General features: G+C 64.2%; 11 protein-coding genes. 8 read left to right on the top strand and 3 right to left on the bottom strand.

Translation table 11 applies throughout. From position 1 onward, the window contains the following. Positions 1 to 7: 7 nt before the first annotated feature. The 6 genes from B059_RS0111700 (at position 8) to B059_RS0111675 (ending at position 5,497) form a co-directional block, all read left to right on the top strand. On the top strand, positions 8 to 901 hold the full coding sequence (locus B059_RS0111700) for a metal ABC transporter substrate-binding protein (protein ID WP_018078444.1): 894 nt from the start codon (positions 8 to 10) through the stop codon (positions 899 to 901). After that, positions 898 to 1,686 carry a metal ABC transporter permease gene (locus B059_RS0111695; RefSeq protein WP_018078443.1) on the top strand — a complete coding sequence of 263 codons (789 nt, stop codon included), beginning with the start codon at positions 898 to 900 and terminating at the stop codon, positions 1,684 to 1,686. The genes B059_RS0111700 and B059_RS0111695 overlap by 4 nt, the downstream gene beginning before the upstream one ends. Positions 1,687 to 1,725: 39 nt before the next feature. Continuing rightward, positions 1,726 to 2,838, top strand: a complete 1,113-nt coding sequence (locus B059_RS0111690; RefSeq protein ID WP_018078442.1) for an STAS domain-containing protein — start codon at positions 1,726 to 1,728, stop codon at positions 2,836 to 2,838. Positions 2,839 to 2,943: 105 nt separating this feature from the next. Further along, on the top strand, positions 2,944 to 3,510 hold the full coding sequence (gene hslV, locus B059_RS0111685; RefSeq protein ID WP_018078441.1) for an ATP-dependent protease subunit HslV: 567 nt from the start codon (positions 2,944 to 2,946) through the stop codon (positions 3,508 to 3,510). A 79-nt stretch (positions 3,511 to 3,589) separates the two neighbouring features. Next, positions 3,590 to 4,912: an ATP-dependent protease ATPase subunit HslU gene (gene hslU, locus B059_RS0111680; protein WP_018078440.1), complete on the top strand. Its 1,323-nt coding sequence runs from the start codon at positions 3,590 to 3,592 to the stop codon at positions 4,910 to 4,912. A 51-nt stretch (positions 4,913 to 4,963) separates the two neighbouring features. Further along, entirely contained in the window at positions 4,964 to 5,497 is a 534-nt protein-coding gene (locus B059_RS0111675; RefSeq protein ID WP_018078439.1) for a TIGR00645 family protein, read from the top strand. A 42-nt stretch (positions 5,498 to 5,539) separates the two neighbouring features. On the opposite strand, the gene B059_RS0111670 is transcribed toward B059_RS0111675, so the two are convergent. Together B059_RS0111670 and B059_RS0111665 are read right to left on the bottom strand one after the other, a co-directional pair. Then, entirely contained in the window at positions 5,540 to 5,998 is a 459-nt protein-coding gene (locus B059_RS0111670) for a DUF302 domain-containing protein (RefSeq protein ID WP_018078438.1), read from the bottom strand. Beyond that, on the bottom strand, positions 5,995 to 7,044 hold the full coding sequence (locus B059_RS0111665; RefSeq protein WP_018078437.1) for a c-type cytochrome: 1,050 nt from the start codon (positions 7,042 to 7,044) through the stop codon (positions 5,995 to 5,997). The genes B059_RS0111670 and B059_RS0111665 overlap by 4 nt, the downstream gene beginning before the upstream one ends. A 270-nt stretch (positions 7,045 to 7,314) precedes the next feature. Between B059_RS0111665 and B059_RS0111660 the strand changes: the two genes are divergently transcribed. Together B059_RS0111660 and B059_RS0111655 are read left to right on the top strand one after the other, a co-directional pair. After that, on the top strand, positions 7,315 to 9,147 hold the full coding sequence (locus B059_RS0111660) for a tetratricopeptide repeat protein (protein WP_018078436.1): 1,833 nt from the start codon (positions 7,315 to 7,317) through the stop codon (positions 9,145 to 9,147). Positions 9,148 to 9,373: 226 nt separating this feature from the next. Then, positions 9,374 to 10,429 (top strand): Sfum_1244 family protein, encoded by a 1,056-nt coding sequence (locus tag B059_RS0111655; protein WP_018078435.1) that lies wholly within the window; start codon positions 9,374 to 9,376, stop codon positions 10,427 to 10,429. A 102-nt stretch (positions 10,430 to 10,531) separates the two neighbouring features. Here B059_RS0111655 and B059_RS0111650 read toward each other — a convergent pair whose 3' ends face one another. Continuing rightward, positions 10,532 to 16,429 carry an Hpt domain-containing protein gene (locus tag B059_RS0111650; RefSeq protein WP_018078434.1) on the bottom strand — a complete coding sequence of 1,966 codons (5,898 nt, stop codon included), beginning with the start codon at positions 16,427 to 16,429 and terminating at the stop codon, positions 10,532 to 10,534. Positions 16,430 to 16,500 lie beyond the last annotated feature (71 nt).

Below are 16,500 nucleotides of genomic sequence, written 5' to 3'. Positions count from 1 at the left end.
GGCCGGCATGAAACGACTGCTTGTTTATCTCGCGCTGTGCCTGCCGGTCAGCGCCCACGCCGCTCTCAACGTCTTCGCCTGCGAGCCTGAATGGGCGGCGCTGGCAAAGGAAATCGGCGGCGACGACGTCAAGATCTACTCGGCCACCACCGCCTTTCAGGATCCGCACCGGATCGAGGCGCGCCCCAGCCTGATCGCGCAGATGCGGCGCGCGGCGCTGGTGGTGTGCACCGGCGCGGAACTGGAAACCGGCTGGCTGCCGGTGCTGTTGCGCGACGCCGGCAACGCCGCGGTGCAGCCCGGCCGCCCCGGCTATTTCGAGGCGACGCGCTTCGTGCCGCTGCTGGAAAAACCGGCGCGGCTCGACCGCGCGGAAGGCGATGTGCACGCACAGGGCAATCCGCACATCCACACCGATCCGCGCAACATTGCCCGCGTCGGTGCGGCGCTCGGCGCGCGGCTGGCCGAGATCGACCCCGTGCACGCGGCAGACTATCGCGCGCGCGGCGAGGCGTTCGCAGCGCGCTGGCAGACTGCGATTGCGCGCTGGGAAATCCGCGCCGCGCCGCTCAGGAACCAGCCGGTGGCGGTGCAGCACAAATCCTTCAGCTACCTGCTGGCCTGGCTGGGGCTGCGCGAAGTGGTCACGCTCGAACCCAAGCCGGGCGTCGAACCCTCAGTCGGACATCTGGCGCGAGTGGCCGCGCAGCTGCAAACGGCGCCCGCGAAAATGGTATTGCGCGCGGTCTACCAGAGTCCGCGCCCGGCCGACTGGCTGTCGCAGCGCACCGGCATGCCCGCCGTCGCGCTGCCCTACACGGTCGGCGGCAGCGAGCGGGCGAACGATTTGTTCGGCCTGTTCGACGACACGCTGGATCGGTTGCTGAAAGCCGTGCCATGAATTCCGCAAGCCTGAATCTCGACGCGCTCGACCCCGGCCTGCTGGGCTGGCCGCTGGCCGCCGGCCTGCTGGTGCTGGCAACTCACGTGCCGCTGGGACGGCGGGTGCTGGCGCGCGGGATCATCTTTCTCGATCTGGCGATCGCGCAGATCGCGGTGCTCGGGGTGATTGCGGCGCACGCGTTCGATCTGGCGCCGGAGGGCTGGCCCACCCAGCTTGCCGCTGCCGGTGCGGCACTGGCGGGGGCGGCGTTGCTGGCGACGTGTGAACGCCGCTGGCCGGAAATTCAGGAAGCACTGATCGGCTCGGCCTTCGTGGTGGCGGCCAGCCTCGGCGTGCTGCTGCTGGCGGGCGACCCGCACGGCGGCGAACATTTGTCGGAACTGCTGACCGGGCAGATCCTGTGGGCGACGCCCAGGCAGGTCGCGCAGATCGCCGGGCTGTATGCCGCGTTGCTGGGGCTGTGGGCATGGCGCGGCGCAGGCCTTGGAACGCTCGGGTTTTATCTGGTCTTCGCCCTCGCCATCACCGCCTCGGTGCAGCTGGTGGGCGTGTATCTGGTATTTGCCAGCCTGATTCTGCCTGCGCTGGCGGTGCGCGGCTGGCCGCCCCGCGCGGGGCTGCTCGCCGGCTGGGCACTGGGCGCGCTGGCCTACGCGGCGGGACTGGCCGCTTCGGCATTGTCCGACTGGCCGGCCGGCCCGGCGGTCGTCATCGCGCTTGCCATCGTCGCCCTGCTCGCCGGTAACCTGCTGCGGGTTGCTGCGCGCGGGCGACAGCGCTAGTATCCAGCACTGATTCCCTCATCCAAGCACGCATATTCCGTGGCTCTCCCGTTTTTCAAAAAAGGCAAGGACAAGCCCCCCGCCGCTGCGCACAAATCTGCAGTCGCGAGGGAAGCCGAGTCGCCCCCGACCGAGACCCTGATGACCATGAACATGGGGGCGAGCGGCATCGTGGTGGAAGAGACCAGCGGAGCGCCCCAGTCGCCGCTGGACGAAGCCGCCATCCTCTATGCCAGCGGCCAGGTCGGGATGGCCGAGCATTTGCTGCAGGGCATCCTGGCGGCGGGCGACCGGCACGCCTGGCACATGCTGTTCGATCTGTACGCCATCCAGGGCCGTGAGAAAGAATTCGACCAGCTGGCGCTGGATTATGCGTTGCGCTTTGAGACCTCGCCGCCGGTCTGGCAAAAAATGAACGGCAACGGCGCGGCCACGCCCCAGCAAGCCCAGACCGCCAGCCTGGAACTGCCCGGCCTGCTCGACAAGACCGCTGCGGCCACGCTGCGTGACGGCATTGCCGCCACCGCCAAAAACACCACGGTGCGGATCGATTTTTCAGACATCGCCATGGTCGACGAGTCGGGGGCGGACGAATGCGCCCGGATCCTGAGCGCGGCGCGCAAGGCCAGGCGCAAGCTGCAGGTCAGCGGCGTCGACCGCCTGATCGCGCTGCTGCAGGATCTCAACCGCGCCACTCACAGCCGTGCAGTGCACTGGCTGCTGTTGCTGGAACTGTACCAAACGCTTGGGCAACAGGAGAAATTCGAGGATCTGGCCGTCGACTACGCCGTGCGTTTTGAAGTCTCCCCCCCGTCCTGGAGCGAGGTGCAAGCCGCGGAAGTAGTGCAGAGCAAGCCTGCCGAGCCGCTGGACAATGCCCTGCAGCTGACTGGCGAGATCACCCCCGCCAACGACAGCGTCTTGCAGCAACTCTGCAGCTACGCCGCCACTCACAGTGAAGTGCTGGTCGATCTGTCGCAGGTCACCCGCGTCGATTACGGCAGCGTCAGCCAGTTCATCGGGGTGCTGATGCAATGCCTGGGCAACGGCAAGAGCATCACCCTGCGCGGACACAACGCGCTCATCCACGAACTGTTTCGCGTCATGGGCATCGACCAGCTGGCGCAACTCATCCCGCATCACCGCAGTTGATGGACGACACCCTGATTGCCGAGGCCGCGCAAGCCGCCGTGGCGTGGGTGCCCGGCCTGCCGGACCGCCGCCTGTCTCGACCTGAGCGTCATTTATAATTCGGCCATGGAACAATATCGTGGCACCACCATCCTCTCCGTCCGCCGTGGCAGCGAGGTCGCTCTCGGCGGCGACGGCCAGGTCACCCTCGGCAACATTGTCATCAAGTCCACCGCGCGCAAGGTGCGCCGGCTGTATCAGGAAAAGGTCCTGGCCGGATTCGCCGGCGGCACCGCCGACGCCTTCACCCTGTTCGAGCGCTTCGAAGCCAAGCTCGACAAGCATTCTGGGCATCTGCTCAGAAGTGCGGTCGAACTCGCCAAGGACTGGCGCACCGACCGCATGCTGCGGCGGCTCGAAGCCATGCTGGCGGTGGCCGACAGCGAATATTCGCTCATCATCACCGGCAACGGCGACGTGCTGGAACCCGAGCTTGGCATCGCCGCCATCGGCTCGGGCGGCGCCTTCGCCCAGTCCGCCGCCCGCGCGCTGCTGGAAAACACCGACCTGCCCCCGCTTGAAATCGTCAAAAAGAGCCTCACCATTGCGGGAGACATCTGCATTTACTCGAACCAGAATCATGTGATCGAGGTGCTGGGTAATAGAAGGCAGGATTCACAGGTCAGGGAATGAGCGGCCTTCGGCCGCCCCCTGAAAAAACCCGCGAAGCGACAACGCTCCTGAATCCTGACCCCTGATCCTGCCCCCTGAAATGACTCCTAAAGAAATCGTCCACGAACTCGACAAGCACATCGTCGGCCAGGCCGCCGCCAAACGCGCGGTGGCGGTCGCGTTGCGAAACCGCTGGCGCCGCCAGCAGGTGAATGAGCCGCTGCGCCAGGAAATCACGCCGAAGAACATCCTCATGATCGGCCCGACCGGGGTCGGCAAGACCGAGATCGCGCGACGCCTGGCACGGCTCGCCAACGCCCCCTTCATCAAGATCGAGGCGACCAAGTTCACCGAGGTCGGCTACGTCGGGCGCGACGTCGACACCATCATCCGCGACCTGATGGAAACCGCGGTCAAACAGATGCGCGGACAGGCGGCCGACAAAGTCCGTTTTCGCGCCGAGGAGGCGGCCGAGGAGCGCATCCTCGACGCGCTGCTGCCGCCGCCGCGCGGCAGCAGCTTCGGCGAAGCCGAGCCGCAACGCGAGGAAGGCGCGGCACGCCAGCGTTTCCGCAAGATGCTGCGCGAAGGCGCGCTCGACGACAAGGAAATCGAAATCGAGCTGGCAGTGGTCAGCCCCGGCATGGAAATCTTCACCCCGCCGGGAATGGAAGACCTGTCGCAACAGTTGCAGGGCATGTTTCAGAACCTCGGGCAAGGCCGCCGGCAGAGCCGCAAGCTGAAAGTGCGCGAAGCCATGAAGCTGCTGGCCGAGGAAGAGGCCGGGCGCCTGATCAGCGACGAGGAAACCAAGCAGCAGGCGCTGGAAGCGGTCGAGCAGAACGGCATCGTGTTCCTCGACGAGATCGACAAGATCGCCACCCGCAGCGACGCCCACGGCAGCGACGTGTCGCGCCAGGGCGTCCAGCGCGACCTGTTGCCGCTGATCGAGGGCACCACCGTCTCGACCAAGTACGGCATGGTGAAGACCGATCACATCCTGTTCATCGCCAGCGGCGCGTTTCACCTGTCCAAGCCGTCCGACCTCATCCCCGAACTGCAGGGACGGCTGCCGATCCGGGTCGAACTGCAGGCACTCTCGGTGGAAGATTTCGAGCGCATCCTGACCGCCACCGACGCCTGCCTGACGCGCCAGTACGAGGCCTTGCTGGCGACCGAGGGCGTAACCCTCAAGTTCACCGACGATGGCATCCGCCGCATCGCCGAGATTGCCTTCGAAGTGAACGAACGCACCGAAAACATCGGCGCACGGCGGCTCCATACCGTGATGGAGAAACTGCTGGAAGATATTTCCTTCGACGCCGGGAACATTACCGGCGAATACATCGTCAATGCCGAGTCTGTCACGGACCGCCTCGCTGCACTGGCCGCACGCGAAGACCTGGCGCGCTACGTCCTGTAATCCCGCACTTTTAGTATTTCAACTTCTGTTCCGTCACGCGCAGTCCATTCCATGAAGCCCGAAGCCCTCCAGCCCGCCGCAATCCGCGGCAATTTTCTCTCGACCCTCCTGTTCGGAAGCCGCTGGCTTCAGGTGCCGCTGTATCTGGGCCTGATCGCCGCACAACTGGTGTATGTCGTGCATTTCATGGTCGAACTGATCCATCTGATCACCGGCACCTTCGCCCTGACCGAAGCGGCCATCATGCTCATCGTGCTGGGCCTGATCGATGTGGTGATGATTTCCAACCTGCTCATCATGGTCATCGTCGGCGGCTACGAAACCTTCGTTTCACGCCTCAACCTCGAAGGTCATCCCGACGAACCCGAGTGGCTTTCGCACGTCAACGCCAACGTGCTCAAGGTCAAACTCGCCACTGCCATCATCGGCATCTCGTCGATCCACCTGTTGAAGACCTTCATCAACGCCGCCAACCTGGCCGACAAGGTGCTGTTGTGGCAGACCGTCATCCACATGGCGTTCATCGTGTCGGCGGTGGCGATTGCGTATATCGACAAGCTGATGCCGAATCCGGAGAAACATTGAAGCAGGCGCCGGCGGAATGGCTGCCGGCGTTGCCGCAACACTTCACGCCGCTTCCCGTACCTCATCCATGATTTCCAGCATGTCCTTTTCCCAGCGCTCGAACAGCGGTTTCAGTTCCGGGTCGGGGAAAAACTCCCGCAGCATTTGCGGATGACTGGTCACCAGTATGGCCTGATCGCCTTCAGCGAAGATCGTGATATTCAACGGCAAAAACGGGATCAGGCCGGGATTCCTGGCTGTTGCCTGCCTCACTTCCTCGTACTTGCCGAAATACACCACACGGTACATATCGCTCTTGAATTCGCGGCGCTGCAGGTTTTCGTTCACCTGTTGCAGGCGCGTGACCGTATAGCCGCGGGAGGAAATGGCGGATTGCAGCAGGGTCATCGCCTCCGGGAACATCCGGTTCACGCGCGCCATCATCAGGTCGCCCGCGGCGACGGGCGCGCACAGCAGCAGCGTCAGGCAGGCGGTGGCCATCCATTGCAGCGGATTCTTCATAACGTCGCCTCCTCAATGATCGCGGTGTAGCTCTTGCTCATCTCATCGCACAGGCGATTAAGCTCGGAATTGTTGAACAGACGGCTCAGCACCCCGGGGTTGACCGACATCACCTGCACCTTGCCGTTTGTCTCCAGGATGGTGACGCGGCAGGGCAGGAACATGCCGACGCGCGGATCGATGGCCAGCGCCTGGTTGAGCATGCTGATGTTGCAAAAATAGACGATGACCTGTTTCGGATTCTCATTGGCCGGATCGGTCAGTCCGTATTCCAGTGTCTGTACCCGGCCATAGAAGAAATTGTTGTTGCTCACCGCCCGCTTGACGTTTTCCACGGTGGTCTGCAGATCGTAGTCTGAATCCCTGACGATGACCGGGCTTTCCACTTTCAGTAGCTGCGCGCTCCCCGGCAATGGCTGCTTTTCGAATGCGCGCACGTAGCTGACGATATCGTCGATATCCTTTTCCTTCAGCCCCTGCTTGAGGAACGAGACCATGGGCGTGCCTTCCCGACCGCGCATCAGCGTCGCCTTGATCATGGCGTCGGATGCGGCAACGAGGAAGCCGGGGTTGTGCAGCGCCGGCGCCATGATGGGCAGGTCGCGAGGGCGCGAAAACGTGACCCCAGTACCCTTCCCGCCTTCGCCGTTGGCACCGTGGCAGTCCGCGCAGTATTGCGCGAACAGTTTCTTGCCGTGCACCGGATCGCCCTTCACCGGGCGGGCGGAATACGTGGCGGGCGCACCCTTGTTCCAGGTGCGCACATGGCGAACAATGGCTTCGATTTCAGCCTGGTCCAGCTGGGAAAATGCCGGCATCACCCGCCCCGGCCGACCGTGCCGTATGGTTTTGCGCAGATAGTCGTCGCTGACCCCGGCCTGGAAGGCCGGTAGCGCCAGCGGAACGCCGATACCGCCGGTGCCGTTCTCGCCATGGCAAGCGGCACAGTTACGCCCGTAAAGCTTTGCGCCGTCCGGCGCCGCCAGGGCAGGAGACAAACCGAACCCGGCCAGCAGGGCTATTACCAGTAGTAGACGCGTCAGCATAATCCTCCCGATCCCCCAGAAAACAACCACAGCTAATTTAATACATTACTATATTAATATGTATTGAATACTTAAATACCCAACCATACGGCTGGGGATAGCATAAATATAGCTGATGAATATGACCGGGCGGGTTTCTCGCTGTCGCGCGCCTGCCGCGCGACTACGCTAGCTGGGCTCGCTAATACCATCATCGACATTACTTATTGGCTGGCCACCCGGCTCAAGCGGAAAATCGTACGATACCTTATTTATTTTTTGGAGACTCCCATGGCCACCCGCGACACCCTCACTTCCAAAGAAGCCCAATGCAGCAGCGGCGCCGAGTACGCGGCGCTGGCGCTGGAGGCCCTGCAGGAGCCTGCCGATGCAGCCTATGCCAAGGAGCTGATGGACCGGGTCGCGGACGACTGCCAGTTCACCAAGGATCTGGCGGCCTGCGCCATCGCCTACCAGGCATTGGGCGAGCAAAGCCGCGCCGAGGAATTGCTGCAAACGGCGGAAGACTACTGCATGAGCGGCGACGAGCAGGTTGCGCTGGCCGAGGCCAAATTCAAGGTGCTGGGCGACAAGGCCGCAGCAGTGGGCGCATATGAAAAAGCGCTGAAGGAAACCAGCAACCTCGACCCGTTGATCGACCTGGCGAAGAACGTGATGGCGGTCATCGCCGACAGCACGTTTGCCAGGAAGGTGCTGGAAAAAGCCGAGGCGAAAATCTCGCGTGCGGTGGAATACAGCAAGCTGGCGGCGGCCTCGGCAGAGCATCTGCTGGACAAGGAGTATGCCGCGGCGATTTTCAACAAGGCCGGGGAGAAGCTGTCCAGCGTGCCCGACCTGCTGTCGTTGGCCGGCGAAGTGACCAAGACGCTGGGCGACCCGGCACGCGCCAAGGCCTTGTACGAGCGCGCACTGGCTGGCGCCACCGACTTCGCCGCCGCGAAGACGCTGATCGAATCGGCCAAGCAGGCGGGCGATGCCGCATTCCTGCAGTCGGCCTTGAAAAAGGCAGGAGACCTCGCGACCGCGACCGGCGACTACATCGAACTCGCCGCAGGCCTGGCGGGCGTGGGCGACAAGGCTGGCGCTGCAAGCTTGCTGGACAAGGCCGAAGATGCCGTGGCGGGGCTGGACGAAATGCAGAAGCTGGTCGCCGCCGTCGAAACGCATCTGGCCGACGATGCCGAGCGGCTTGGCCGGGTCAAGGCCAAACTGGAAAAGCGCCAGGCCAACCACGCGCGCTACATGGAATTCCAGCAACTGGAAAAGGACGCCGTCAACGTCAAGCAATTTCTCGCACTGGCCGATCGCGTGCGGCTGGAACTGGAAGACCCGTTTTATGCCGCCAAGCTGATCGAGTCGGCGGAAAAACTGCTCGACGGCACCGGCTACCAGTTCTCGCGCTACAAGCCGGTCCTGCTGGCGGTGGACAAGAACCTGGACGATACCGACTGGCTGTCCCGCCTGCTCGACCGCGCAGCGGAAAACGCGACCGACTTCATCGCCTTCAAGGATCTGGTGGTCACCGCTGCGCAGCTGAAACACCGCGAACTGGGCGTCGCCAAGGCGCGTGCCTATCTCGCCGCGCGCGAGGCCGCGCTGGCTGCGGACGCTCATGCCACCGTGTATGACACGGCCAAGCTCGCCGAAGCGAATTTTGCCGCCACCCAGGATGCCGCCGAAGCCAGCCGCCTGCTGGAAGCCGCGCGTGCCCAGGCCGGGGACCACTTCGCGCTGACCCACATCGGCCGGCTGTACGCCTCCATGGGCAACAGCGCCAAGGCGGATGAACTCTATGCCGCCGCGGCCGCTGCCTGCCCCGATGGCGACGCCTGCATCCAGTTCATCGACCGCCTGAAGGGATTTGCCCTGCCGACCGAAGTGCTGAAGAAATGGTATGCCGAGTGCGGCGCCCATCTGAGCAAATCCGCCGACAAGCTGCGCTGGGCCGAAGGGATTGCCGATGCGCTGAACGACAAGACCTGGGCGACCGAAGTCTACGCCCAGCTCGCCGGGCAGTTCAGCGGTGCCGATGCCGCGCGTTTCGAGTTCAGCCGTCGCTCGCACGCCGACCTGAATTTCTACGGCGCCGTACGCCGCCATTAAACCCGTCAATACCCCTGAAAACAGCCCGGTTGAACGGGCTGTATTTATTTGTACACTTGAAAGTGGAACGACCGTCGGATGCCGGTGTCTTCTGCAGAAGGAGGGAAGCCCGCCCTCCTGCCCTTGATACCTTGTTCCGGCAGTGTGTCCCATTGCGCGAACTGCGCGGCGCTGGCGTGTTCAACTGCCGTTACCCGCTTGTATGAAGCGGTTTACTGGAGTGCCCATGGTCGAAAACCTCTCCGCTCTCATCGATACAGTACAGAAGAACTGCACCATCGCCGACGCCCGTCATGCGCGCGACATGACGATGTGCACTTTCCTGCTGGAAATGCGCGAGTACTACCGCTGGGAGATGGAGATTCCCTATGGCGCGCGCCTGCCCAGGGACGAACTCGGCGACTGGCTGAACGCGCGCGAAAGCCTGTGGGATGCGGTCGAGGAAGAGGATTTCGCGCCACTGCCCCTGAATCCAGCCGGGATCGATCCATTCGCGGCCGACGACATCAACCGTACGCTGATCCCGCAGGGATTGGTCTACAGCAGCGGGCTGGGACGTTTCCGCAAGCCGCATTTCGTGCTGGCCGAACTCAAGCGCACCGAGATGCGCGAGGGCATGCAGGTGCTGGTGGCGGGGTGCGAATATGCACGCGACCTGATTGCCCCGCCGGCGGCGATGCGTGACGGCGCCATCTTCCTGCGCATGGACGCGGTGCGCCGGCTGCTGTGGAACAAGTACGAAGAATGGCAGTGGAAGGAAAAGGACACCGCGCTCGGGCGCGCGTTCGCCCACTACGGCTTCGAGCACGACATCGAACGCGGGCTCGACCGCATGGCCGAGGCCGAGAGCGAAGCGATGATCCTGCATGAAATCGGCGAAGCGCGCGCCGAATCGCTGCTGGGCGAGGACTGGAACACGATGCTCGGCCAGCTGACATCCAGGCACGCCGAACTGCTGGTGCGCGCGGTGCGCGACCATCTGGCCGACAGCCTGGTGACGCTGCCGACGCTGCTGGAGCGCGAAGCCGTCGGCTCGCTGCATTTTTACCTGGCCAATCTGTCGGGGCTGCGGCGCGCGCTGTTCCCGGCACTGCTGCAAGCGTACGAAAGCTGGCTCGGCACAGCCGATAACGCCAGGTTCGCCGAGCTCGTGGCCAAGGCAGGAAGCCACTGGCTGGATGCGGCGCGGCAACTGACCACCAGCTACCATCGGGATCCGCAACAGGGCGACGCGTACCTCGATGCGCTGGCGGGCGGCGATCTCGCTGACCTTAGATTCTAGGGTCTGTCACCCTCATTCCGCAGCTGCGGAATGAGGGTGACAGACCCTGAAAAAACAAACGGGCATAGGGTGCCCGTTTGTTTCCGCTGTGCGTGCGCAGGTTCAAGCTGGCAGTACTACATCCCGCCCCAGCTGCTCGGCAATGCTTTCAAGCAGTTGCTGTTCCTGATACGGCTTGCCAAGGTATACGTTGACGCCGATTTCCAGCGCGTGCTTGCGGTGTTTGTCCGCCGTGCGCGAGGTGATCATGATGATCGGAACCGATTTCATACGTGCGTCGCTGCGCATCACCCGGGCGAGTTCGAAGCCATCCATGCGCGGCATCTCGACGTCGAGCAGCACCACGTCGGGGATCTGGTCGTGCATCCTTTCCAGTGCATCGACGCCATCCTTCGCGCTGTCGACACGAAAACCTTCGCGGCTGAGCAGGCGGGTGGTGATCTTGCGCACGGTGAGCGAGTCGTCCACCACCAGTACCAGTGGCGCCTGCAAGGCAGTGCTGGTCTCCACTGCCTCGGCCGGCGCCGTGCGCTCCACCGCGGATCGCGGCAGGCTGGCCCAGCGCAGTGCCAGCGGCACCGGATTGAGGATCAGGATCACCCGCCCGTCGCCGCGTACCGTGGCACCTGCCACGCCGGTGATGCGCGCCATCTGCGGGCCGATGTTCTTGACTACGATTTCGCGCGTCCCTTCGATCGCATCGATCAGCACCGCTGCCTGGCTGGAACCGCTGGCGAGCAGCACCACCGGGTTGTAGCGCTGGACTTCGTGCACCGCTTCGGTGTCGCCCAGCAGATGCGGCAGATAGGAGAACGGATAGCGCGCGCCACGCCATCTCACCTCGCCCGCCGCCATCGCCTGTTCCAGTTCATGCGGCTTCAGTTCCAGCACCTGCTGCACCAGCGGCGCCGGCAGTGCATAGTCGTGCTTGGCGGCCTGGATCATCACCGCCTGGGTCATCGCCAGGGTGAGCGGCAGATAGATGTTGAAACAGGTGCCGGCCCCCGGCGTGGAGACGATGTCAATGCGGCCGCCGAGGGCGGAAATTTCGCTCTTCACCACGTCCATGCCGACGCCGCGGCCGGCAACCTGGCTCACGGTCTCTGCGGTGGAAAAACCGGCAGCAAAGATCATCTGCGCCAGCAGGGTTTCGGTCGGCTCGACCCCCGGCAGTAACAGGCCGTTGGCCTCCGCCTTTTCGCGGATGCGCGCGTAGTTGAGGCCGGCGCCATCATCCTTCACGGTGATCAGCATTTCGTTGCCGGTCTGGCGCGCCGCCAGCACGATCTCGCCGAACTCCGCCTTGCCGGCGGCGCGGCGCGCTTCCGGCGCTTCGATGCCGTGCGCCAGCGCGTTACGCAGCAGGTGTTCGAGCGGCGCGGTGACTTTCTCCAGCACCGAGCGGTCGATTTCCAGATCGCCCCCCTGAATGTCGAGCTGGGCGCGCTTGTCGACGTCGCGTGCGGTCTGGCGTACGGTGCGGTACAAACGCTCGGCCACCGAATACAGCGGCACCATGCGCACCCGCAGCAGATCCTGCTGCAGTTCGCGGTTCAGCCGCGTCTGCTGGATCAATGCGGCGTCGGCCTCGCCTAGTCGCGCCAGCAGGATATGCTGCACGGTTGAAATGTCGTTGACGCTTTCGGCCAGGAAACGGGTGACTTCCTGGAAACGGGTGAAGCGGTCGAATTCCAGCGGGTCGAATTCTTCCACCGCGCCCTGCGTCTGGAAGGTCGCCTGCATCTGCGACTCGGCCTGGATTTCGACTTCGCGGATGTGGCCGCGCAAGCGCACCAGCGCTTCGGACAATTCGTTGACGTGGCGCTTGAACGCAAACACTTCGCTCTCGATCCGCGAGCGCGCAATCGCCACTTCGCCTGCCTGGTTGACCATGCGATCGACCCAGTCGGCGCGCACCCTCAAGGTCAGCGCATTGCCGTCGCGCGTGGCCGGCTGCGCAGGCGCCAGCGGATCGGCCGCGGCAAAGGTCGTCGCAGCAGCCGTCTCGCTACGCCCGAGCACCGGTTCGACCGGTGCTTCCAGCGGCGCGGTCGTTTCCTCGGCAACTGCTGCAAGATCGCCCTGCTTCAGGCGTTCCACCGCATCGTGCAGGCGGTCAAGCTGTGCTTCCAGCGTGCCGAAGACATCGGCACTTGCGGCCAGCTGACCTTCGATCACGGCGATCACGCGCGACTCCATCACATGGGTCAACTCGCCCAGGCGCATCGCACCGACCATGCGCGCACTGCCCTTGATGGTGTGCAGGCTACGCCGCAGCGCATCGCGCGCGACCGCTTCGCCGGGAGCAGCCAGCCAGGCGCGCAGTTGCGCGCTGGCCTCCGGCACCAGGGTGTCGGCTTCTTCTAGAAAAATCGGCAGCAATTGCACGTCGAGTTCATCGGCAACCTCACGCCGCTCGAACACCGGCACCGGAATGGCCGGTTTGAAGTCCGGTACCAGCGCGCTAACGTCCAGCAAACCGGGGGCCGGGCCCGCGTGGCTGATTTCGGCCTCTGCAGCGGCACTGGTTGCCTCGACAGGCGCAGCCGTACCGGTCGCGGCCGGCATTGCTTCGACGGCATGCTCCACCCGCATTTCGGCAACCGGCGCTGCGGTCGCCGGCGTGGCCTGCTCGTCTTCCAGTTCGCCCAGCGCCGCAATCAGATCGTCCGCCGTCACGGGCAATTGCCCGCTTTCAATGGTTGCGATCATGCCGCGCAGACGCGCGACCGTATCCTGTATCAGCGACAGGTGCGCGGACGGCAGCGGAACCTGCACAAAACGGTTCCAGTACTGTTCGAGCGCATGCGACAGATCGGACAGTACAGTGATACTCGCCGTGCCCGCGATGCCGCCCAGGGTATGCACGGCACGGCGTGCATGTTCGCTGACCGTGTTGTCGGCAGGCTCGGCGTGGCGTCCGATTTCTTCCTGCAGCGCGGCCAGGTGCTGATGCGCTTCGGTCATGAAAATCTCATACAAACCAGCGGAGAGGCAGACGGATCCGATGCAGATCTCATCAGGCACGACCGATCCAGGCTGGGCGGCATCGATGGCTGCCGCTTCTGCGAATACGGCGGCAGCCGCCGGCTCGCGTGCCACTGCGTATTCGATGACGGCGCCTACATCCGCAACGGGCATGTTGGCCACGACTACCGCCGTTTCAGGTTCGATGGTGGGCTCGGTACCGGCACCGGACAGGGGCAGCCATTCGGTTTCGACTGCATCCTCGACGTCCAGCTCAGCCATGATCGCGGCATCGGCTTCAGGTTGCGCGGCGGTTTCAACTGCCGCTGCGCCCTCCATCCCGGCATCATCTCCTGATTCGGCCACCGTTTCGGCCGCCGCCTGGATTTGCCGGTACGTGCCGGCCGCGACCGGCACGGCCTCCAGTTCCAGTGCCTGTCCCTGTGCCACACGGTCAATCGCGGCCAGCAAGGCGGACACCGGCAGCGCCGCAGACTGATTGGCCTGCAACGCGCCCACCCAGCTTTGAAACACGCCACGGGCACGTCCGATCAGGCTCAGCAGATCGCCGTTGGCCGCTTTTTTAGCGGCCAGCCAGCCGTTCATCAGCTGTTCAAGACGCCACGCGGTTTCGCCCAGTTCGTTCAATCCGACCATGCGGCCGCTACCTTTCAAGGTATGGAAACCGCGGCGGATGACCGTCTGCGAAGCCTGGTCTTCAGGGTTGCCCTGGCAGGCATCGCTGGCCTCGCCCATGGCCGCCAGTACCTCGTTGGCCTCTTCCAGGAAAATATCCAGCAGTTCCGGCTCGACCCCCTCGGGGAGTGTGACCAGCAGGCGGTCTTCGGCAGATGCGCTTTCGCTGACCTCGGGCGCGGCCGGCTCCGCGGTCATTGCCGGCTCGGCCGCGTGCGCCGGCGGCGCAATTTCGGTGGCCTCGACCGGCCGACATTCAAGTGAGGCCGCATCCATTCCCGGACCGACGAGCGTCGGGACGACCACTTCACTGGGCTCCGCCTCAGGCTCATCCAGCCTCAGCGGCGTTTCAGTCGCGGCCCGTTCCGGTAACGTCAGGCCGCTCAGGGCAGCGATCCCGGCATCGAGCGCCAGCGGCGCCTCGGCGGCATCGCGGCTGATGTCGAGCGCAGCACGCGTCTGCTGCTTCAGTGCGGCGTCGTCGATCAGCTCGGCGTCGCGATTCAGCTCGGTCAGGGCATCAAGGAATTTTTTTTTTGCGTCGTCGCCGGGCCGGTCACGCCAGTCCAGATAGCTCGCCTGCACCTCGGCCTTGCGCGCGGGCACACCCGATTCAACCGTGTCGTCGGACACGCTTTCATCCGCACTGTCGGCATCGATCACGCCAAACTCGACCAGGACAGGGCGCAGGACCCTGGCTGCATCGGCACGTCCTGAACAGTAGGAGTCGATATACAGCCCGAGGCTGGAGAAGGCATTGGCCAGACGCTGCTGAGTCGCCTCGTCGGGATGGCCTTCGCTGGCGAACGGCTGCACCGTGGCCATGGCCGCCACCAGCAGATTCGCGGCATCGGGCAGTTCCAGCATGGTCAGCGCGCCTTGCGCCTGCTGCGCCAGCGGCGGTAGGCTGGCCAGCATTTCGCGCTCACCGGCGTCGCGGAAGAAGGTATCCAGCGCTTCTTCCATCTGCTTCAGATTTTGCCCGACTTCCTGTGCCATATGCATCAGCATGTCGCGCTCGGCTTCACGCTGACTGGCAGATTCCATGGCGCTGGCTGGTATCTCGCGGCCTTCGATCAAGGCATTCAGGCGCGCCTGCTGGCCCTGCGCACGTATCGCAAAATCGGCGTGCAGGAGATCTTCCTGATCGACGGCATTCTGCATGAACAGCAGCGTGGAAGCGACTTCCAGATTCATCTGTTCGCGCGCCTCGCCGTCGCGCCCGGCAGCGGTAAGGGCCGCCGCTGCCAATTCATCCAGCAAGGGCATCAAGCCGCTGTTTTCGAGCATCTGCGCCTGGGGCTGCATGCGTGCCAGCTGGCTCTGGAACTGCTCCAGCTGTCCGGCATCGCCTTCCACATAGGCATGCCAGCTGTCGCGTGCAGCCTTCAAGCCGGTCTGCAGGGCATCCAGCACCGGGCGCATGCGTGCCAGCGCTTCGGGATCCAGCATGCCGCGGCCCGGCAGGTAGCGGTCGAGGCCGAAGGTCGAGCGGACTTCCGCAGCGCGGCCATCCAGGGCCTGGCTTTTAGCCACGAAGAACAGCGCATCGCGCAACAGACGTTCGGCAACCTGCGGTGAACCCTCCATCAGCCGGCGCATTTGCAGATCGATGCGGGCAAGCAGCTGCTTGACGTGGAAATCGGCTTCGACGCCGCGCGCAATCAGGCTGTCGACAAAACCGACGCAGGCCCACCAGAAGGTTTGCGAGGCCTGCGACGGCGCGATGCGTTCGATTGCGGCGAGTGCATCACGCATGCGCTGCAGCCCCTGCTCTGCCTCGATATTGCGCAGGAAGGCCAGCAGGCCGCGCTGGAACAGGTTGCGTGCGGCTTTGACTTCGGTCGCCAACGCTTCTGGCGTCAGGCTATCGTTGGCGGCCTTGCCCTGTACCCGCGTGCGCATGTCGGGGAAAAACAACTCGCCCTCGAACACCCGTTCGGCACCCTGCAGTTCGCGCAGGCGTTTGTACAGGGGGAACAGCGCCAGTTCGCCGCTGCCGCGTCCGTCGGCCAGATCTTTGACCCAGCGCTGCAGGCCTTCGATGGCATTACGCAGGGCGCGCAGCACTTCGTCGTCGCTCATCAAGCGGTTTTCATTGATGTCGGCCAGGCAGGACTCCAGCGCCTTGGACAGTGTGGCTGCGCCTTCCAGGCCGACCATCTGCAACGCGCCGGTCACCTGGTGCGCATCGTCGCGCGCCAGCCGCAGGGCGTTGGTCAGGTCGGCATCGACGCTGTATGCCTGGATGCGCCCCAAGGCAGCCTGCAGGGCGGCGTCGATGTCCCCGCGCACCCAGTTCAGCGGGCCGGTATCGTAGTCGAGTAAGGCACTCATGGTGTGTTGTTCCTGAGGTTGGTTGCAGTGGCCCTGGCCAATTTTTCCGCTTCGCGTTGGGTGTGGCCGCT

Origin of the sequence: Thiobacillus denitrificans DSM 12475 (assembly GCF_000376425.1) — a bacterium.
Lineage (GTDB): Bacteria > Pseudomonadota > Gammaproteobacteria > Burkholderiales > Thiobacillaceae > Thiobacillus > Thiobacillus denitrificans.
Note: the sequence above shows the minus strand (reverse complement) of the source record. Positions and strands in the feature narration are given on the sequence as shown.